The organism is Desulfosporosinus sp. FKB (assembly GCF_002196705.1).
In the GTDB taxonomy this organism is placed as follows: Bacteria; Bacillota; Desulfitobacteriia; order Desulfitobacteriales; family Desulfitobacteriaceae; genus Desulfosporosinus.
The window spans coordinates 66,706-86,569 of record NZ_NADJ01000039.1 but is presented as its reverse complement, the minus strand read 5'-3'; the positions used below and the strand labels follow the sequence as shown (position 1 = coordinate 86,569).

The following is a 19,864-nucleotide window of genomic DNA, read 5'->3' as shown; positions in this document are numbered from 1 at the left end:
CTTGGTTTCAAGATAATATAGCTAATATAAAACAAACTATAGTCCCTGTCAAGTCAAAAATAGTTTAGATATTTTCCATGGCCACGGACAGCATGAGCTTAATCCGATTAAGCTGATTGACCTCACTGGCTCCGGGATCGTAGTCGATGGGTGCAATGTTGGCCGCCGGATAAGAGCGGCGGAGTTCACGAACCATACCTTTGCCTGTAATATGGTTTGGTAAGCAGGCAAAGGGCTGCAAACAAACGATATTATTGACTCCGCTGCGAATCAGTTCAACCATTTCTCCGGTCAGAAACCAGCCTTCTCCCGATTGATTGGCAAGGGAAAGATGGTTTGAAGCATACTTGGCAATTTCTTCAATAGGTTTGGGAGCTGTAAACCGTTTACTGGCATTGAGGGCTTTTTTCATTTCTCGTCGATAGACTTCAATCCGACCGATAGAGAAGTTGCCGGATACCATTCCCCAAAAGCTACCGGACAGCTGTTTGTATTTGATACGATTATCAAAAGCTCCGTATAGAAGAAAGTCTGCAAGGTCAGGTACAACTGCCTCAGCGCCTTCAGACTCCAGCAGTTCGACAATGTTGTTATTAGCGGTGGGGTGAAATTTGACAAGAATTTCACCAACGACGCCAACTTTAGGTTTGACCCAATCTTCATGAATGGGGAGAGTGTCAAAGTCCTTGACAATTTGCCGAATGTTCTTCTCGTATTCTTTGGTATTACCTGTCTTCAATGATTCTTGACAACGCTTCACCCATGATTCGTATAAGCGATTGGCTGAGCCTGGTTCTTGTTCGTAAGGGCGCACTCGATAAAGAACACGCATCAGGAGATCTCCATAGATCAATCCCTGCATTACTCTTTTAAAAATCGGAAGTGTAATTTTAAAGCCTGGGTTTTGCTCTAAGCTTGATGAATTTCCCGTATTCAAAGCAACAACTGGTACATGTCCCATATGGGCGTCTGCCAAGGCCTTGCGGATAAAGGCAATATAGTTGGTCGCCCGGCATCCTCCGCCGGTTTGGGAAATTATTACCGAGGTGTTGCCTAAATCATACTTGCCGGAATTTAAGGCTTTCATGATTTGTCCAACGACAATAATAGCCGGATAGCAAGCGTCATTATGCACGTATTTTAAGCCTTCATCAATGGCGGATTTATCTACAGAAGGTAAAATTTCTATAGTATAGCCTGCCACTTCAAAGCCGGTTTGAAAAAACTGAAAGTGAATGGGAGACATTTGGGGGACTAAGAGAGTATGAGTTTTTTTCATTTCCCTAGTAAAAATGACGCGCGGATGTCTTGTGATCAACTTTTCTGGGGTTACCTGACGTTTGTCACGTTCCTTGATGGCGGCGATTAAAGAACGTACACGAATTCGGGCAGCCCCTAAATTATTAATTTCGTCAATTTTGATGACGGTATAAATCTTGCCGTACGCTTCGAGAATTTCTTTAACTTGGTCTGTAGTGACTGCATCTAAACCGCAGCCGAAGGAGTTTAACTGGATCAGCTCCAGAGAGCTCTGTTGGGCAACATAGTTTGCTGCGGCGTAAAGTCTTGTATGGTATACCCACTGGTCGACAATCCGCAAAGGCCGTTCAACCTGGTTAAGATGACTGATGCAGTCTTCAGATAAGACCGCAAACCCGTAGGATTGAATCATCTCCGGAATTCCGTGATTAATTTCAGGATCAAGATGATAGGGCCTTCCCCCTAAAACGATCCCCTTCATTTGATGGTCTTTTATATATTGTAGGGCTTCTTCTCCCTTTTGGCGGGAGTCGTTTTTATAATTCTCTAATTCCGCATAGGCTTTTTCCATCGCTTTAAGAATTTCCTGGCTTGGAATTCCTTCCGGCGCTAACTCTTCAATTAAACGTTTACCCATTCTGCGTGGATTATCAATAGGCAAAAATGGATGATAAAACGTTATCTCCGAGCTTCTCAGGATGTCCATGTTGGCATTAATGGTTTCCGGATAAGAAGTAACGATAGGACAATTATAATGATTATTTGATGAAGGGTCTTCTTGACGGTTGTAGGGTATACAAGGATAAAAAATTTTAGTTATCCCTTTTTTCACTAAATCGGCAAGATGACCATGGGCAAGTTTTGCCGGATAACAAGCCGATTCGGAAGGTATCGTATCCATACCTTGTTCGTAAAGCGGTTTCGAGGATCGCCCGGAAAGAATGACTCGATACTTTAATTCAGTAAAAAAAGTAAACCAGAAGGGGTAATCTTCATAAATATTTAAGACTCTGGGAATGCCAATGGTGCCTCGAACAGCCTTCTCAGGCACTAAGGGGACATAGTTAAAAACTCGCTTGTATTTATAAGTGAAGAGGTTCGGGATTTCAGATTTTGTAATAGTTTTGCCTTCACCACGTTCACAGCGATTCCCGGAGAAAAATTCATTGCCGTTGGAAAAACGTCGAATTGTAACTAAGCAGTTATTTCCACACAGGCCGCATCGCTTCATGGAGGTCTCTGAAGAGAGTTCTTGAAGTTCGTCGAGGGGCAGGAGAGTTGTCAGATAGCTGGTCTCGAAGCGATCTTTGGCAATCAGTGCAGCGCCAAAAGCACCCATAATTCCGGCAATATCAGGCCGTACGACCTCACGATTTACGAGTTGTTCAAGGGCTCTCAGGACCGTATCATTATAGAATGTTCCTCCCTGGACAACGATTTTTTGTCCCAGTTCATCAGCGTTTCGCAAGCGGATGACTTTGAAAAGGGCGTTTTTAATTACAGAAATCGAGATACCGGCTGAAATATCGCTAACCTCGGCGCCTTCCTTCTGAACTTGCTTAACCTTGGAGTTCATGAAGACAGTACACCGTGTGCCAAGGTCGACCGGATGCTTAGAATCTTGGCCGATCTGAGCAAATTCTTGGACACTCATATTCAGAGATTGGGCAAAGGTCTCCACAAACGAGCCGCATCCCGATGAACAAGCTTCATTTAAAGTGATGGATTCAATAACTCCATTACGGATGACTAGGCTTTTCATATCTTGTCCACCGATATCCAAAACGAAATCAACGCCGGGAAGGAAAAAATTCGCAGCTGCATAATGGGCTACTGTTTCAATTTCTCCGATGTCGACTTTTAGAGCTGCTTTAATGAGATGTTCCCCATAGCCGGTAACAGCCGAATTAAGAATTTTAATATTCTGATTCAGTTTTTGATAAAGGGTTTTTAAAGCATTAGCGGTTGATTCGAGAGGATTTCCTTGATTACTGTCATAGAAGGAATAAAGCAAGCCTCCCTGTTCATCAATCAAAGCTAGTTTAGTAGTTGTTGAGCCGGCATCGATACCCAGGTAAGCATTTCCTTGATAAGTCTCTATATCCACTCGTTTGACTTTATTCTCCGCGTGTCTTTTCTTGAAAGCCTCATACTCTTCAGCATCTTTGAAGAGGGGATTTAACTCCGCATTTTCGTCATTGTTTATTTTATAGATCATTGGCGCTCGTTCATATAAACACTCTTCAGTAAAAGGCTGTTGATTTCGTGATGAAAGTGCAGCACCGATGGCCACGAAGTATTGAGAGTCATCGGGGAAAATAATACTTTGGTCATCTAAATGCAAGGTTTCAATGAAACGCTTTCTAAGTTCTGAAAGGAAAAATAAAGGACCGCCTAAAAAAGCCACGTTACCCGTAATCGGACGTCCTTGAGCCAAACCGCTAATGGTTTGATTAACAACAGCTTGGAAAACAGAAACGGCAATATCCTCTTTAGCAGCCCCCTCATTAAGCAAGGGTTGAATATCAGTTTTAGCAAATACTCCACAGCGTGAAGCAATGGGATAAATAGTTTTATAATTTTTAGCTAACTCATTTAAACCCAGAGCATCTGTTTGCAGCAATGAGGCCATCTGATCGATAAAAGCTCCGGTTCCTCCGGCACAGGTTCCGTTCATTCGTTGTTCAAGAGAATCACCAAAATAAGTGACCTTAGCATCTTCACCACCTAGTTCTATGGCAGCATCAGTCTTGGGAATAACCAGTTTTATGGCGTTGGAGCATGCCATGACTTCCTGGATAAAGGGAACATCTAATGTTTGAGAAATGTTATATCCTCCCGAACCGGTAACCATTAAGGTTAGGGCATGTCCTTGGAGAATTGCTTTGGCATCCTCAAGCATCATAACAACGGTATTGCGAATATTGGAAAAATGCCTTAAATAGTTTTTGTAGACTATCGTTCGATTGTTATCAAGCACGACAAGTTTTACTGTTGTAGAACCCACGTCTAATCCGATATTTAAAACTCTACTCATTTTCATCCTCCACTTGACGTATTATGCCAAATTATTTCCAAAGGTGGTTATCTTGGGAGGTGGTTACAATGGTTGAGCGCTTCTTCTAAGATGATTTTAACGTGCTCATCATGGATACAATAGCGCACGAGTTTGCCCTCTTTATGAGATCGAGCAAGTCCCAAGTTTTTAAGCAAGCGTAAATGGTGAGAGGCTCCTGAGACCGTTAAATCTGTAATCTGGGCAAGATCGCAAACGCAAAGATTTGGCTCTTGGAGTAAGGCATAAATAATTTTTACCCGCGTTTCATCGGCAAGTGCCTTAAAAATAGGTGTTACGCCTTCCATTTGCGCAAGCGAGTGAGACAATTCCTTTGACCGGTGAGGGGGAATGTGACAATCCAGACTGCAGAAGTTTTGGTGGGTGATACGGTTCAAAAGGTATTCCCCCTTATTTAGTTTACTTCATAAACATTATAATGATTGCTTGAATGTTTGTAAATATTTTTGTTAATTGATATTGTAAAACAAACAATTTTTAGAAGTATATGGATATCTCCTTATTAGCTTTATTATGCAGATTTCAAGATTATAGGACTCCCTGATACTACTTTTTATGTAAGCTAGGGCAGTCTTGATACAGACTGTTCACAAATCGTCAAAGGATTTGTTGGGGATGGAATTGATGAATTAATGTTTATTGTAGATATAAAAGAAAAATTGGCAGAGATCTTTGAAAAATTTAAACTATTGAAAGGTGTAGGTCAATTGATGTCGAATAATGTATATAATTTAGCTACAACTGTCGGATAAAATCGGAAACCCATAAACCTCAAAAAGGCCTTTCCGTTGTGGAGGTATCGTATGGATACGTTTATAGAAAGTGAATTTCAATATCAGGTCATGACGTCTGCTTTAGCCGAAAAAGTGTCGTTGTTTGAGACTATCTTTGCTGCCGTTAGAGAGGGAGTTTTACTTCAAGACGAAAGTGGGATTATTCTCAATGTAAACCCAGCCGCCGAAGAATTATTGGCTGCAAGCTTAAGTGAATTAAAATCTGATGACTATATAATAAATCCCACAGAATGGGCTTATGAAGATGGGCAGTTTCTAATAACGAAGGGTTTGATACAATGAGCAGTGCGGTAATAGTTTTTAAGCCTATTGACCAAGGAGAAGATTTTATTTGCACAGCTCTCAACCGGGCAGCGGAAAAAATAGAAAATATCTCCAGACAACAAGGGATTGGCGCATGCCTTGACGAAGTCCTCCCGATGGCCAAAGAATTAGGTGTCTGGGATCTTGTTCTTCAAGTGTATCGTACCGGAGAGAAGAGGCATTTTCCAGCTGTTTATTACAAAAACCAACGATGTTCTGGGTGGAGTGAAGGGGTTATTTATAGACTAGCGACAGGTGACATTGTCTTGCTCTATGATGATGTGACCCAGCGTATACTTAATGAAAAGGCACTTTGGCAGGAAAAGGAGCGCGCCCAAGTAACTTTGGCTTCCATCGGAGATGGTGTGATTACCACAGATGTGGGGGGGAAAATCACCTACCTCAATCCCGTCGCAGAAACGATGACTGGCTGGGCCTATAAGGATGCTGTTGGTTTATGCATTGAGCAGGTATTTGATATTTATCATGGAAGTACGGAGCTGCCCATAGTCCAGCCTCTATATCAATGCCTGCGGGAACGCAAAGCGGTCACGTTGTCAAATCCCGCTATTTTAAAACATCGACTTGGTCACCAGACCTTTCATATTAAAATTTCAGTAACTCCCATGGGTGATCGGGAGGAAACAATGATTGGAGCGGTCTTAGTCTTTCACGATGTCACTGAGAAAAGGGCCCTGCTCTATCGCTTATCTTATCAGACAAATCATGATGCCTTAACGGATCTGCCCAATCGTTTATTGTTTAAAGATCGCTTGGACTTGGCTATATTACAGGCCTGTCGTCGTCAAGAACAAGTTGCCGTCTTTTTTCTGGATATGGATGACTTTAAACTTGTTAACGACACCTTCGGGCACGCGCAAGGTGATGCCTTGCTTTGTCAGATCGCCGAGCGTCTTAAAAATGCCTTGCGGCCTGATGATACAGTTGCCAGACAAGGCGGGGACGAATTTATCATTTTATTATCTGAGCTCTCTTCAGAACAACAAGCTGCTCAGATTGCTCGGAAATTGCTGAAGGTTCTAAATGCTCCATTTCAGATTGGTGATCAAGAGACTTATATTACAGCGAGTTTAGGTATTGCTCTTTATCCTGTCGATGGTGAAGATCCGGAAGTATTGATCCAACATGCCGATATGGCAATGTATCAAGTTAAAGCTGAAGGCCGCAATCACTATCATTTTTATACAGAGGCTCTTAACCAACGTTTGTCGGAACGATTAAAACTGCAAAACGAAATGCGTCGTGCTTTGCAAAAAGGGGAATTCATTCTGGAATATCAGCCTCAATTTAATCTAAAGGATGGGCAGATCTGTGGTTTTGAAGCGTTGGTCCGTTGGCAGCATCCTCATAGAGGTCTCCTGCCTCCAAGCAAATTTATTGCAATCGCCGAAGAAAGCGGCCTTATCTTGCCGTTAGGAGAATGGGTTTTACAGTCTGCCTGCATACAAAATAAATATTGGCAGGATTTAGGCTATCCTCCGGTGAGCATGGCGGTTAATCTTTCTGCGCGTCAATTTCGTCAGAAGGACCTTGTTGAGAAAGTTTCCCAGATCATTGAGGCTGCTGGCTTGGAGGCCCAATGGTTAGAATTGGAGATTACTGAAACTTTGAGTATGGAAAACGTGGCCTTAAGTTCGGAAATTCTTCGGAAAATGAAAGCTATGGGTATTCGACTTTCCATCGACGATTTTGGGACAGGATTTTCATCCTTGAGTTATTTAAGCCGTTTTTCACTGGATGCTTTAAAAATTGACCGCTCTTTTATTTCTTCTTTGATGGAACATCTGGACAGGCAAGCCATAGTTCTGACAATTATACAATTAGCTAAGAATTTAGGACTCAAGGTCATCGCTGAAGGAGTAGAACGTCTTGATCAGTTAGATTTGCTTCGGAGGAAAGACTGTGACGAGGTTCAAGGATATTTGCTGGCTAAACCTGTTTCGGCGGAAGAGGCTGAACGCTTCTTTAACCTTGATATAACGGAATTAACTCAGTTCCCAGACAGTGCCGATTAGCATAGATCCGGCGCTTTTTTAAGAAATTATTTTTTGAGGACTAGAGTGAAACTAAGACGGGCCGTACGTTATAAAAGTGTTATTCCGGGGATAACCGCAGGGGTATACACTCTTTGCGAGAGCTCGTTGTCAATCATAAAAAGCCCGGCCCCGTCTTCTTTGATAAGTTTCAATTTCTTTAAAACACGCCCCATGTTTTCCTCTTCTTCGGTTTGTTCTGTAATATACCATTGAAGAAAGATTTCAGTGGTATGATCTTTATTTTCTCGAGCAATGTCCATTAGGGAATAGATTGATTGGGTTACAAACTGTTCATGGTTTAAAGCGACCTCAAATACTTCTTGGGGGCTGGAAAAATCGTTTTGAGGTTTTGCAATTTCAATTAGTGTGATCTTCCCGCCAATCTTATTGAGATAATTGAAGAAGCCCAAAGCATGATCACGTTCTTCTTGAACTTGAACACGAAAGTAAGTAGCAAAACCGTCGAGATTCTGGGATGAAAAATATGCTTGCATGGCAAGATATAAGTAACCAGAAAAAAGTTCTTTGTTAAGTTGGCCATTTATGGCCTGAATCATGTTTTCCTTTTGCATGATGATAACCGTCCTTTCTGTTTTAGATGATTTCTTCTTTTAGAATTCTTCTACATATAAGTAAAAAATCCTGCAATTAAATTTAGAAGTGTTATAATTCTTCTTAAAGAAGAATGGATTAATGAAGACGTTAAGAATTCTAGATCTTGTGAGGGGGGAGCTGCTATTATGTTTAATAAAATATTAGTGCCCACGGATGCATCTGAGTATTCTCGGCGTGCCTTTAAAATGGCTCTAGACCTTGCTAGAACCTTCCACTCTGAAATTGAGCTGCTTTTCGTAACCTATGTTCCTGAAGCCTATTGGGGATACAGTATCGCAGCCAATTTAATTATTCCGCCGGAACAACTTGAAGAGGGAGGAGAGTTAGTTTTAGATACTACCCTTGAAGGAATGGATGTTGATGGCGTAAAAATTACCAGGAAAAAAATTGAGGGGCATCCTGCTGCCAGGATAGCTTCTGAAACAGAACGTGACGAAATCGATTTGGTTGTTATGGGCAGTCATGGTTATGGCCCTCTAGCGGGTTCAATGCTGGGAAGTGTCAGTCAAGGTGTCTTGCAGCGAGTTAAGTGTCCGGTTCTTATTGTTAAATAGACGGATACCATAACAAAAAGGGTGGATTATCGTATGCAATTCATCCCCTCCCTAATCGTTGCGACGATTTGAGGAAGGGGATGAATTGCTGACGTGGTTAAAAAGGAAATCCGAGGCGGCGAATGACTGCAAATCCAGCCTTTTTGGCGAGGGGTATAACTAGTCTGCGCACAAAGGGAGAACCTAGACGCTGAGCGAGGGGTATGCCAACATTTTTGGCCAAAGGAGGTCCGAAGTTTCGGAGAAGAGGTAATCCGATCTGACGAGCCAGAGGCGGGCCATATTGTTTCATAAGAGAAGGGCCATATTGTTTCAGGAGAATTCCTGCTTGTTGCTGCCAAAGATCTGGTGTTTTAGAGATGGAAGATGAAGGCTGTTCTTCGACTTGGTGAGAGTTTTGCTGTAACGATGGGAAAGGTTTGACATTCTCTTGTTTTGCGGACACTTCAGGTTTAATGAGAGATGAGCCAGCGGGTTTGGGAGCAGTTCCCTGGAAGGGAATTTGTCCCGGCCGTTGTTGTTTGCTTGAAGTAAAGTTTTGTGTCTGATTAGGTGAGGGGAATGTCGTTTGTTGTGTCGGGGAAAATCCCCTTTGCCCGATAAATGAAGTCATGGGCAAAACCCCCTTTAAAATCTGCGGATATTTTTTTCGCAATACATAATATGAACTATATGGAAAAATAGTTAATGTTTAGGATATAACTGAGGAAATGTTTATTTAATGAATAGTAAAGAGCAAGGAGTCAGGATTTTTTGTCCGGCTCACTTGCTCTTCTTTGATGTGATATGTTTGATATACAGATTTAAATAGGTTATTCGGCCAGAGCAATCGCTTCAATTTCCAAGATTGCGTCCTTGGGCAGTCGGGCAACTTGCACAGCGGATCGCGCAGGAGGATTCTCCGGGAAATAGGCAGCATATATAGCGTTCATAGCGGCAAAGTCGTTCATATCTCTGAGGAAAACAACGGTTTTTACAACCTTACCCAGTGAAGAACCTGAGGATTCCAAGATAGCCTTAACATTATCTAAAGATTGTTTGGTTGCTCCTTCAATATCCGCTACTAATTCCCCTGTTTGAGGATTGAGAGGGAGCTGACCGGAAGTGAAAATAAGATTGCCGGCTTTGATTCCTTGGGAATAAGGGCCAATAGCCGCAGGTGCATTTGGTGTATTAAGAGTTTGTTTGCTCATAACATTACCTCCTTTAAAATAAATACTTGGCAAAGGAAAACACTAACTTTAAGTATACTTGATTTTTTGGGAATTAACCAACTAAGAAATTGGCACCAGATGATGGCAGTACAACCTTCTGCCCTAAATGCAGGGAAGCTGTAATCCAACGCGAACCAATAGTTGTCAGCCTCCTGCGTAACGGATGTTGTCCGAAATGCAATTTTAAACTGTTTGGTGAATTTTAACTTCAATATTAATAATAGCGGAGAATCAGGTATCCGGCTGAAATAAAGATTGTGATCAGCATCATAGGGAAACCAACTTTTAAGAATTGGATATAACGAATTTTAAGGCCATTCTTTTCGGCAATTCCAGCCACGATTAGGTTAGCTGAAGCTCCTACTAAGGTGCCGTTTCCTCCGAGGCAAGCACCCAAGGCTAAAGCCCACCACAGGGGTTGGGTCTGAGCCGGCGTGAGATGACTAAGCAGGGCCAATTTTTGGATTAAAGGGATCATGGTTGCTACGTAGGGGATATTATCAAGAAATGAAGAGAGGATTGCGGATATAAAGAGGATCAAAAGGGCGGTTAAGAGAGGTTGCCCTCCTGTCAAACTGATACTCCACTGTGCCAGACGATCAAGGACTCCAGTTTCGACAAGCCCTCCGACAAGTACAAATAATCCGGCAAAGAAAAAGAGCGTTGGCCATTCCACAGCTAAGAAGATATCTTCAGGTTCTTCACGGGTCCAGAGCATTAGGAGCATAGCTCCGCTTAAGGCAATGGTTGCGGTCTCTAAATGCAGAAGGGAATGAAGAGAAAAGGCTGAAATAACAAGGGCTAAAACTACTAAACATTTTTTGAGGAGGGCAAAATCTTTAATCTCATCCCACTCGTTTTGCAGCATTAATTTGCTTTTTAAGGATTCTTCGGTGATTAACTTTTGGCGATAAACAAAGTAAAAAAGGGACAAAGTTGCCACAATAATAATGAGTATCACTGGCGCAAGATTAAGGATAAAATCCATAAAACTGAGGCCCGTTTGCCCGGCTATCATAATGTTTGGCGGATCTCCGATCAGAGTGGCGGTACCTCCGATATTACTCATAAGAATTTGACAAAAGAGAAAGGGAATCGGATCAACCTTCAACTCATCAGCAATGGATAAGGTTACGGGTACTGTTAACAAGACTGTTGTGACGTTATCTAAAAAAGCTGATAATATACCAGTGAGGAGTGACAAGGAAATCAGGAGCAGGATCGGATTTCCTTTTACTTTTTTGCTGACCCAGATAGCTAAAAAGGAAAATATACCTGACCTGCGGGTAAGATCTACGATGAGCATCATACCAATTAACAATCCCAGAGTATTCCAATCAACGTGTTCTACTGCTTTTTCTTGATTGACAATCCCCAAGATAATCATTAGGGCAGCTCCGGAAACGGCGATAACTGATCGCGGAAATTTCTCCATAATAATAAATAAATAGCTGAGTAAAAAAATGCCTGTAGCAATCCAAATAAGCATTAACACACCTCCAGTAACTATTTTAAATATTTGCTTAAGATTACAAGTGAACTCATTCGGCTAAAGCTGAACATCGATACTTCGATGAGGGTTCTTCTTCCACCAAAGATAGCAAAGGGTACTTCTCCATGTGTAAAGGGGGGAGCCTTTCGCTTAGATAAATATAAAAGGGGAGAGCAGTCCTAAGTACTGCTCTCCCCAGAGAAGTTCTATCTTGTAGTCTGGCCATCATAGCTTAATGCTGCCTAAGCCCTAAGCAGCAGTTTCAAGCCTTAGATCCATGACTTTAGCGTCCTTCACTTTCATGAAGTTTACCCCAACCGAAATAGAATTTTTCAATTTTAACGCAAAATTTCCACTTGTAATAGTATATCAAGGTTTGAAAGTTGCCGTCAAGATGAAAAATATTATTATTTGCGTTCGGTTTAACTTTCAGGATAAAACAGCCAGGACAAACAAATACTAATTCAGATAACTTAGATAAGCCATATCGTAAAAGTAAGGAGGTTATTTGGGTGTTTAAACATGTCAAGGATATGGAATACACAGTTCATGTTGATCGACCTGATCCCCGGTTCGCAGTGCTGTTGTTGGAACAGTTTGGGGGCGGCAATGGCGAACTTAAAGCTGCTATGCAGTATTTTTCTCAAAGCTTAGGTTGTAATGATCCGAAAATAAGGGATTTGCTGCAGGACATTGCTGCCGAAGAATTAAGTCATTTGGAGATGGTGGGGGAAGCCCTAGGTATGCTTATTGGACAAGTTGACAATATTCCCAAAGACTTTGCAGCGAATCATATGGCTTTACTCGGGGGAGGCCCTCTGCTCGTGAATTCTGCCGGTGTTCCTTGGACTTCAACCTATGTCAACTCCATGGGAGACCTGTATACTGATCTTTCATCAAATGCCGGAGCAGAACTGCGGGCAAAATTGATTTACGAGCGCCTTCTGCAGCAAACGGATGACGCCGGCGTTAAAGACATGATCCGATTCCTTTTAAGTCGGGAAGAGTCTCATAACTTCTCATTTATGAAAGCAATCGAAACGCTGCAGGGCTCAGGAGTAAACAGAGACTTCAGAGATTCGGATTTCTCGAAAAAATATATGAATATGTCCACCGGCCAAGGAGATAGCCGCGGTCCATGGAATCAAGGAAACGAGTTTTCTTATGAAGAAAATCCTAACGAGAAATATGGTGGGCCGGCTCAATATGGAAAAGATCCTCAGCCAAACGGACAACGAGAAGTGGCACCCGGTTATATGGATCAGACCCGTAACAATCCTCAGTATGCCCAACCACAACCACCGAAACAACATTAATTATGCAAAACAAAAACAAAGGACGCTCTCCTGTCCTTTGTTTTTTAAATACAGAGACAGTGCTTTGGATATTCTAAAATGATATTTATGTTTGAAATTGGTTGACAATAACCTGTAAACCGATTAATATATTTCGTGTACGAAATATACGCTGCCGAAATATACGCTGCCGAAATATACGCTGCCGAAATAAGTAAACAAAGGAAGTACGGATGATGGAAAATCCTAATCAAAGTTATCAAATCGCCAAGCTGTTTCAAGAAATTATGATTCTTTTTAGACACAATAAGGGAAATGTCTTTGAAGAGAGTGGCATTACTGTGCCTCAAATGATGGTTATGGGAATATTGGGTAAGGAAAAGACCCTTAAGATTACTGAATTGAGTGGAAAACTCAGCTTATCCAACAGTACCGTGTCGGGGATTATTGACCGTTTGGAAAACATGGGTCTTGTTGAAAGGAAACGAAGTGAGGAAGATAGAAGGGTCGTGTATGTCAGTGTCTCACCAAAATTTTCAGAGATACATCAACGCTTACATCAACAAATTGTCAAAAAGATCTCCGGAGCTTTAAATAAAGCAACATCAGAGGACCAAGAAAAAATTATCCAGGGGTTAGAACTTTTAAAGAAACTGCTTTATGATTATCAGCAATGTCCAATAGATAATTGATAGATTATTAAGAGGTAGGAGACGTTCATGATTAAATTGTATAAATCGTTAAGACATTTTTTACCCCATATCTGTGGTGTGATTTTGTTCCTTTTTGTACAGGTACTTTCAGATTTATACTTACCAACGCTGATGGCGGACATAGTGGATCATGGGATTGTAAATAAAGACATCGGTTATATTTTGCAAGTCGGTGGACATATGCTTTTAATTGCAGCCGGAGGGACTCTATGTGCTGTTGCCGCCAATTTTCTTTCCTCGAAAACTGCTGTAGGATTTGGCAGGCTCTTGAGAAATAAAATCTTTACGAAAGTACAGAGCTTTTCTTTACAGGAATTTGACAAACTTGGTACGGCAACATTAATTACCCGGACGACGAATGATGTGAATCAAGTTCAACAAGTCTCTGTTTTGATTTTAAGCATGATGATTTTTGCTCCCCTGACTTGCCTTGGGGGGATTTTTATGGCAATCCATGAAGATCCGGGTTTAACTTGGGTTCTCTTAGTTTCGGTTCCGGTACTTTTTGCTATTATCGGGATTGTCCTGACCAGAGGCATACCTCTCTTTAAGCTGATGCAAATAAAACTCGACAAGCTCAATCTTGTTCTGCGAGAAAATTTAACGGGAATACGTGTTATCAGAGCTTTCAATCGTATCGAAAAAGAAAAAAAGAGATTTGATGATGCCAATCTAGACCTTATGAACAATGCTGTAAAGGTTAATAAGATCATGGCTGTACTAATGCCTATGATGATGTTAATTATGAATTTCACTACGATTGCCATCATTTGGTTCGGGGGAATGCGTATTAATAATGGTGAGATGCAAGTTGGTTCCCTGATGGCCTTTATTCAGTACTCGACACAAATCCTATTTTCCTTCTTGATGATGACGATGCTCTTTGTAACGGTTCCGCGTGCTCAAGCCTCTGCGGCGAGGATCAACGAAGTTTTAGAAATTGAGGTGGAAGTTAAAGATCCAATCAAGACAAAGGCAGCGCCTTTAAAGAAAGGATATGTTGAGTTTCAGGACGTTTCTTTTCGATATCCCGGAGCGGAACAGCCGGCCCTAAAGGAGATTAATTTTAGTGCTGGTCCTGGGGAGATTACGGCAATTATTGGAGGAACGGGCTCTGGAAAATCAACCTTAGTAAATTTAATTATGCGTTTTTATGATGTTGGGAGCGGACGGATTTTGGTGGATGGAGTGGATGTCCGAGAAATGAGCCAAGAAGGTTTAAGAGCTAAGATTGGGTTTGTTCCCCAAAAATCCGTGCTTTTTTCCGGAACCATTGCCGATAATATCCTATATGGCAAAGAGTATGCTTCCCGGGAAGAGGTAAAACATGCTGCTCAAGTTGCTCAGGCTGCGGATTTCGTGGCAGGGATGGAAGAGGGGTTTGATCATATCATTGCTCAAGGCGGCACCAATGTTTCAGGAGGACAGAAGCAGCGTCTGTCCATTGCCCGCGCTTTAATCAAAAGGCCCGAGATTTATATCTTTGACGACAGTTTCTCGGCCTTAGACTTCAAGACCGATGCCAAATTGAGAGCAGCTTTGAAACAGGAAGTCTTGGAGGCTACAGTATTCATTATTGCTCAGCGAGTTGCAACCGTCATGGATGCGGATAGGATTATTGTCCTTGATGATGGCCAAATTGCCGGCATAGGAACCCATCAAGAATTGTTAACGACTTGTGAGGTCTATCATGAAATTGTAGCTTCACAGCTTTCAGAGGGAGAATTAGCATGAGCAGACAACGAGAGATGACAAGACCAACGGGTCCAATGGGCGGCAGACCGGGTGGACCTGGCGGATCTATTGGAAGACCTATTGAAAAAGCCAGGAATTTCAAAGGAACATTGCATAGACTTTTGGGTTATTTAAAGCCCCAGAGACTAAAACTCAGTTTTGTGGTTGTGTTTGCCATTTTAAGTACTGTATTTAGTATTGTGGGACCGAAGATTATGGGCCAGGCCACGACGATAATGTTTGATGGAATTATGAATGGCGGGAAGATTAATTTTGATGCTATTTGGAGGATTGTCCTGACTCTGATAGTTCTCTATCTTCTCAGCTCTTTGTTTAGCTATGCTCAACAATATATTATGGCTGGGGTGGCGCAAAAAATTGTTTACAATTTGCGTAAGGACGTCGACGAAAAACTTACGCTGCTGCCGCTCAGATTCTTTGATGCTAGGACTCATGGCGAAATATTAAGCCGTGTGACGAATGACGTTGATAATATTGCCAACACCTTGCAGCAAAGTCTTACTCAACTTATTACTTCTGTTGTGACAATTATTGGGGTCATCGTTATGATGTTGACGATCAGTCCTCTGCTCACCTTAATTGTTCTCTTGACTCTGCCTCTTTATATTTTAGTCACTTCGATGATTGCCAAACATTCACAAAGGTTTTTTGCTGCTCAACAAAAGTCATTAGGAGAACTGAACGGCCATGTGGAGGAAATGTTCACCGGTCATGTTATCATCAAAGCCTTTGGTCATGAGCGTAAGTCTATTGAAACCTTTAAGGAAATTAATGATAGACTATATGATGCGGGGTGGAAAGCTCAATTCATCTCTGGAATCATTATGCCCCTTATGCGATTTGTCAGCAACTTAGGATATGTCATTGTCAGTGTTGTTGGGGGAATTTTCGTTACCCATGGCCGAATTAATATTGGAGACGTTCAAGCCTTTATTCAATACTCTCGTCAGTTTACCATGCCAATTGTGCAGACTGCGAACATTGCCAATATTATTCAATCAACCGTTGCCTCGGCGGAGCGTGTTTTTGAATTATTAGATGAAGTTGAAGAAATTCCTGATTCTGAGGATGCTAAAGTAATACCATTTCCTCAAGGAAATGTGAGTTTTGAGAATGTCGATTTTAGCTATAAGGAACAAGAACCGTTGATCACTAAAATGAATATTGATGTCCGGGAAGGGAATACCATAGCAATTGTCGGACCGACCGGTGCAGGTAAGACTACTTTAGTGAATTTACTCATGCGCTTTTACGATGTGGATAAGGGCAAGATTACTGTTGATGGTGTGGATATTCGGGATATTAAACGTGGGGAACTTCGCAATATCTTTGGTATGGTGCTGCAGGATACATGGTTATTTAATGGAACTATTTTGGAGAACATTGCCTATGGACGTGAGGGGGCAAGCGAGGAAGACGTTATTATGGCGGCAAAAGCAGCCCATGCTGATCATTTTATAAAAACTCTGCCTGATGGGTATATGACCATCTTGAATGAAGAAGCCTCAAATATTTCTCAAGGGCAAAAGCAACTACTTACAATTGCCCGAGCGATTTTGGCGGACCCGGCTATCTTGATTTTAGACGAAGCTACGAGCAGTGTTGACTCAAGAACCGAGGTCTATATCCAAAAGGCTATGACAGAACTGATGAAGGGAAGAACGAGTTTTGTTATTGCTCATCGGTTATCGACGATTCGCGATGCTGATGTAATTCTTGTTATGAATAATGGGAGAATTATTGAAATGGGTAATCATGGAGAACTTTTGGAACAGAAAGGCTTTTATGCAGATTTGTATAATAGCCAGTTCAGCGGAGCGGACTTGGATCATGAGGTGGTTTAAAATTTAAGAAAGAAATCAGTAAGAAAGTACTGCTGCAAAACGGCTTCCGGAAAATAATAGGCAGAAAAACAAGCCCAAGAGGACGCTTTTAACGTCTTTTGGGCTTGTTTCTTACCTTGGTTTTAAATACCTGAGCAAATTGCTATCACAGATTCGTTTTGGAACTACCCCCTGTTGGACACTCTTCTTTAGTCGTTATGTTCACTATGGAAGCGATAATGGTTATGAGGATGGCTATGATGGACATGGTCGTGGTCATGGTCGTGGTCATGGTCGTGGTCATGGTCGTGGTCATGGTCGTGGTCATGGTCGTGGTCATGGTCGTGGTCGTGGTCGTGGTCGTGGACATGGTCATGGTCGTGGTCGTGGACATGGTCGTGGTCGTGGTCGTGGACATGGTCGTGGTCGTGGCTATGGACATGTCCATGTCCATGGCTGTGTTGATGATCGTGCTCATCCTCGGAATCGTGGTAGTGTGGGCGTCCAAGGGCATGGGCAATCTTATGGTCTTTATCCGGAAGGGAATCGAACCAGCCGTTATTGGCATCTTCAACATTGTCTCTAAATTGAATGTAAGGTTTAATGTCAAGTAAAGGAGTTCCGTTAAAGGCGTCAATTCCCGAAATAATGATCTCGTTGCCCTGGATTTCTTTAATCTTGACAATACTTAAACCAATGGGATTAGGCCTTTTGGGGGATCTGCTGGCAAAGAGCCCAATTTCAAGTTCCGGTGCCCAAGGAGAATGGGTTAATAATTCCAGCGGAGAGTTTACTTGATCGAGATGATAAAGGATATAGACATAGTTGAAACTATCTAAGGATTTCAGAGCCCCAGAATACTCCGGATTTAAAGTGATCCAGAAATCACCCGGCGCGTCAGGGAGAGATTGATGGGGGGCATTAAAGGAGAAATAAGGAGTATGAATGGTTCCAATGGGTTGATAATTAATGTCCATAACGATCTCCTCTCATTTTAACTATTCGTTATTATTCCTAAGGTTATTGGTTTTTAGGATTTTAAAAAAGGCCAAAGAGGATCCTATCGATCGACCTCCGTGGCCTTTCTTTATATCTAATTTCTATGTTTAATATCTGAAGATGATTAGTTGTACGTACGTTCTATCTCAAATAAACATTGACAATGTACGAGTTTACTTAACTTAACACTTAATAATGCTATTCGACATGGGCGAAGATTTTCCTTCTTCTGGATCTTACTGAAACAAAAATTTATGAATGTCTACATGTTTTGACCTCTTATCGGGAATTTTATGAGAGGTAGAAAGATTTTAGCAGAGGTGATTTGATATGCCAATGATCAATTTTGACGGCCCGATTTTAACCATGGATCAGAAGAGGAGTTTAATACATGGTATGAGTCAAGCGGCTTCTCAAGCCTTGGGGATTCCAATGGCAGCCTTTACGGTGACTCTCGACGAACATGAATACAGCAACATGGGTGTAGGAGGAGAAGTCCTCACGGAGTCGGGTTATTGGGACAAATACAAAGAAATTAAAGACTAAATCAATGTAAAATGAAAGCGGCTGTTGGAGGCCGCTTCTTTCCTTGATAGGGTTAGTTTTATTCTTAATTCACTTATGATAAGATGATTTTTAATAACATTAGGCCATGAAATGTGTTCCAGAGAGACGAGGACGGGAAACTTAAACGTGAAAGAAGGTGTCCAATGCCTACTAAGAGAGACGTAGAACACACATTGGAAAACCGGGATTGGGAGAAACTTATTAGCCTGGCGAAAGAGAATAGGAATATCCTTCGGCAGCTTATGGCAAGAATCTATGTTAAAGACGGGCTCATATTTTGGCGGGCAGTTGAAGCCTTAGGAGTGGTAACTCATGCACTTGAGCAGGATGAGAAAAATGTTGCTGTGGAGATTCTGCGACGGTATTTTTGGATGCTCAATGATGAGTCAGGAGGAACAGCTTGGAACTCTTCCGAAGCCATTGGCAGTATTATTACTCATTGTCCGGTAACCTGCGGAAAGTTTAATTGGATGTTGTCGGGGTTATTGGAGGATGACAGTTTACGAGATGGTGTTTTGTGGGGCTTAGGGCAAATGGCTCAGAATGCTCCGCACTTGGTAGAACCTTTGGATGAACGGATAAAACCTTTTTTGCAGTCTGAAGAGCCTTCGACACGGGGATTAGCTGCCTTTATTTATATGTTAATGAAGCCTTTTCAAGAACTTATACCCCTTTACCGCGAATCAGGGCCGAAATGGAAAGTATCGGAAGAAATGGATTTGCAGCTAAAACATGACCAAAGTTTGTTAGAATTTTATCAAAACGGAGAGATCAGAACGTACCACATTTCTGATCTTTGGCGAGCCTCGGTGATTTCATTTTGGACGAAAAAAGTTTCAATTAGGGATCTTGAGACTGAATTGACCATCGCCTCTTCAGCGGAAGGAGTCTGCTGGCTGAGTCTCGGTTCGTCTGAGACCGAAGAAAAAGAGCTTCAAAATTGGATTTCGCGCTGGTTTCCGGGATCGTTTCTGATTCGGAGGCGTGAGCCAAACAGCAGGGCAATTCAAGAGTTGAAGGAGTATTTTGAGGGGACTCGCCGTCTATTCTCCATTCCTATTCATTCCAAAGGAACTCCTTTCCAACAGAAAGTGTGGGAGGAACTTCGGCGTATACCTTATGGTGAGACAAGAAGTTACGGTGAACTGGCTGTAAATGTGGGAAATCCGCAGGGGCAAAGAGCCGTCGGAATGGCCAATCATTGTAACCCAATCGGAATTATCGTTCCTTGTCATCGGGTCATCGGCAAAAATGGGTCTTTGACAGGATATGCTGGAGGCGTGGATATTAAGCAAAGACTTTTAGAATTGGAAGGTGCTTGGCGCTTCTAAAAATAGAACAGGAGGA

Annotated in this window: 16 protein-coding genes, 1 pseudogene and 1 riboswitch; of the genes and pseudogenes, 10 read left to right on the top strand and 7 right to left on the bottom strand. The window is 42.0% G+C overall.

The window, feature by feature from the left end; translation table 11 throughout:
- Positions 1 to 64: 64 nt before the first annotated feature.
- Both B5Y67_RS19100 and B5Y67_RS19095 read right to left on the bottom strand, forming a co-directional pair.
- Entirely contained in the window at positions 65 to 4,297 is a 4,233-nt protein-coding gene (locus B5Y67_RS19100) for a 2-hydroxyacyl-CoA dehydratase (protein WP_088228009.1), read from the bottom strand.
- 47 nt (positions 4,298 to 4,344) lie between these two features.
- Positions 4,345 to 4,713 carry a metalloregulator ArsR/SmtB family transcription factor gene (locus tag B5Y67_RS19095; protein ID WP_242976044.1) on the bottom strand — a complete coding sequence of 123 codons (369 nt, stop codon included), beginning with the start codon at positions 4,711 to 4,713 and terminating at the stop codon, positions 4,345 to 4,347.
- Positions 4,714 to 5,139: 426 nt separating this feature from the next.
- On the opposite strand from B5Y67_RS19095, the gene B5Y67_RS19090 reads away from it, so the two are divergent.
- The gene (locus B5Y67_RS19090) at positions 5,140 to 5,412 is read left to right on the top strand and encodes a PAS domain-containing protein (protein ID WP_088228008.1); all 273 of its coding nucleotides are present in this window, start codon (positions 5,140 to 5,142) and stop codon (positions 5,410 to 5,412) included.
- The gene (locus tag B5Y67_RS19085; RefSeq protein ID WP_088228007.1) at positions 5,409 to 7,469 is read left to right on the top strand and encodes an EAL domain-containing protein; all 2,061 of its coding nucleotides are present in this window, start codon (positions 5,409 to 5,411) and stop codon (positions 7,467 to 7,469) included. The genes B5Y67_RS19090 and B5Y67_RS19085 overlap by 4 nt, the downstream gene beginning before the upstream one ends.
- Positions 7,470 to 7,537: 68 nt before the next feature.
- On the opposite strand, the gene B5Y67_RS19080 is transcribed toward B5Y67_RS19085, so the two are convergent.
- Positions 7,538 to 8,062 carry a ferritin gene (locus B5Y67_RS19080; RefSeq protein WP_088228006.1) on the bottom strand — a complete coding sequence of 175 codons (525 nt, stop codon included), beginning with the start codon at positions 8,060 to 8,062 and terminating at the stop codon, positions 7,538 to 7,540.
- A gap of 168 nt (positions 8,063 to 8,230) precedes the next feature.
- On the opposite strand from B5Y67_RS19080, the gene B5Y67_RS19075 reads away from it, so the two are divergent.
- Positions 8,231 to 8,659 carry a universal stress protein gene (locus B5Y67_RS19075; protein WP_088228005.1) on the top strand — a complete coding sequence of 143 codons (429 nt, stop codon included), beginning with the start codon at positions 8,231 to 8,233 and terminating at the stop codon, positions 8,657 to 8,659.
- A 97-nt stretch (positions 8,660 to 8,756) separates the two neighbouring features.
- On the opposite strand, the gene B5Y67_RS19070 is transcribed toward B5Y67_RS19075, so the two are convergent.
- From B5Y67_RS19070 to B5Y67_RS19060, 3 genes are all read right to left on the bottom strand, one after another.
- Complete coding sequence (locus B5Y67_RS19070) at positions 8,757 to 9,272, bottom strand: hypothetical protein (protein ID WP_088228004.1); 516 nt, start codon at positions 9,270 to 9,272, stop codon at positions 8,757 to 8,759.
- 199 nt (positions 9,273 to 9,471) lie between these two features.
- Entirely contained in the window at positions 9,472 to 9,852 is a 381-nt protein-coding gene (locus B5Y67_RS19065; RefSeq protein WP_088228003.1) for a RidA family protein, read from the bottom strand.
- A gap of 235 nt (positions 9,853 to 10,087) precedes the next feature.
- Positions 10,088 to 11,362 carry an ArsB/NhaD family transporter gene (locus B5Y67_RS19060; RefSeq protein WP_088228002.1) on the bottom strand — a complete coding sequence of 425 codons (1,275 nt, stop codon included), beginning with the start codon at positions 11,360 to 11,362 and terminating at the stop codon, positions 10,088 to 10,090.
- Positions 11,363 to 11,574: 212 nt separating this feature from the next.
- A riboswitch (cyclic di-GMP riboswitch) is annotated at positions 11,575 to 11,688 on the bottom strand.
- A gap of 189 nt (positions 11,689 to 11,877) precedes the next feature.
- On the opposite strand from B5Y67_RS19060, the gene B5Y67_RS19055 reads away from it, so the two are divergent.
- The 5 genes from B5Y67_RS19055 (at position 11,878) to B5Y67_RS26390 (ending at position 17,565) form a co-directional block, all read left to right on the top strand.
- A complete protein-coding gene (locus B5Y67_RS19055) occupies positions 11,878 to 12,681 on the top strand; it encodes a manganese catalase family protein (RefSeq protein WP_088228001.1) in 804 nt (267 codons plus the stop codon).
- 212 nt (positions 12,682 to 12,893) lie between these two features.
- Positions 12,894 to 13,352: a MarR family transcriptional regulator gene (locus tag B5Y67_RS19050; RefSeq protein ID WP_348982310.1), complete on the top strand. Its 459-nt coding sequence runs from the start codon at positions 12,894 to 12,896 to the stop codon at positions 13,350 to 13,352.
- A 27-nt stretch (positions 13,353 to 13,379) separates the two neighbouring features.
- Positions 13,380 to 15,107, top strand: a complete 1,728-nt coding sequence (locus B5Y67_RS19045; RefSeq protein WP_088227999.1) for an ABC transporter ATP-binding protein — start codon at positions 13,380 to 13,382, stop codon at positions 15,105 to 15,107.
- Complete coding sequence (locus B5Y67_RS19040) at positions 15,104 to 16,972, top strand: ABC transporter ATP-binding protein (protein WP_088227998.1); 1,869 nt, start codon at positions 15,104 to 15,106, stop codon at positions 16,970 to 16,972. Before B5Y67_RS19045 ends, B5Y67_RS19040 begins: the two co-directional genes overlap by 4 nt.
- A gap of 236 nt (positions 16,973 to 17,208) precedes the next feature.
- Positions 17,209 to 17,565, top strand: a complete 357-nt coding sequence (locus tag B5Y67_RS26390) for a hypothetical protein (protein WP_348982315.1) — start codon at positions 17,209 to 17,211, stop codon at positions 17,563 to 17,565.
- A gap of 9 nt (positions 17,566 to 17,574) precedes the next feature.
- On the opposite strand, the pseudogene B5Y67_RS26385 reads toward B5Y67_RS26390, so the two are convergent.
- Positions 17,575 to 17,928, bottom strand: a pseudogene (locus tag B5Y67_RS26385) (TrmO family methyltransferase); the annotation flags it as partial.
- A gap of 352 nt (positions 17,929 to 18,280) precedes the next feature.
- On the opposite strand from B5Y67_RS26385, the gene B5Y67_RS19030 reads away from it, so the two are divergent.
- Positions 18,281 to 18,496 (top strand): tautomerase family protein, encoded by a 216-nt coding sequence (locus tag B5Y67_RS19030; protein WP_088227996.1) that lies wholly within the window; start codon positions 18,281 to 18,283, stop codon positions 18,494 to 18,496.
- Between the two features lie 164 nt (positions 18,497 to 18,660).
- Positions 18,661 to 19,848: a DVU0298 family protein gene (locus tag B5Y67_RS26015; RefSeq protein WP_088227995.1), complete on the top strand. Its 1,188-nt coding sequence runs from the start codon at positions 18,661 to 18,663 to the stop codon at positions 19,846 to 19,848.
- Positions 19,849 to 19,864 lie beyond the last annotated feature (16 nt).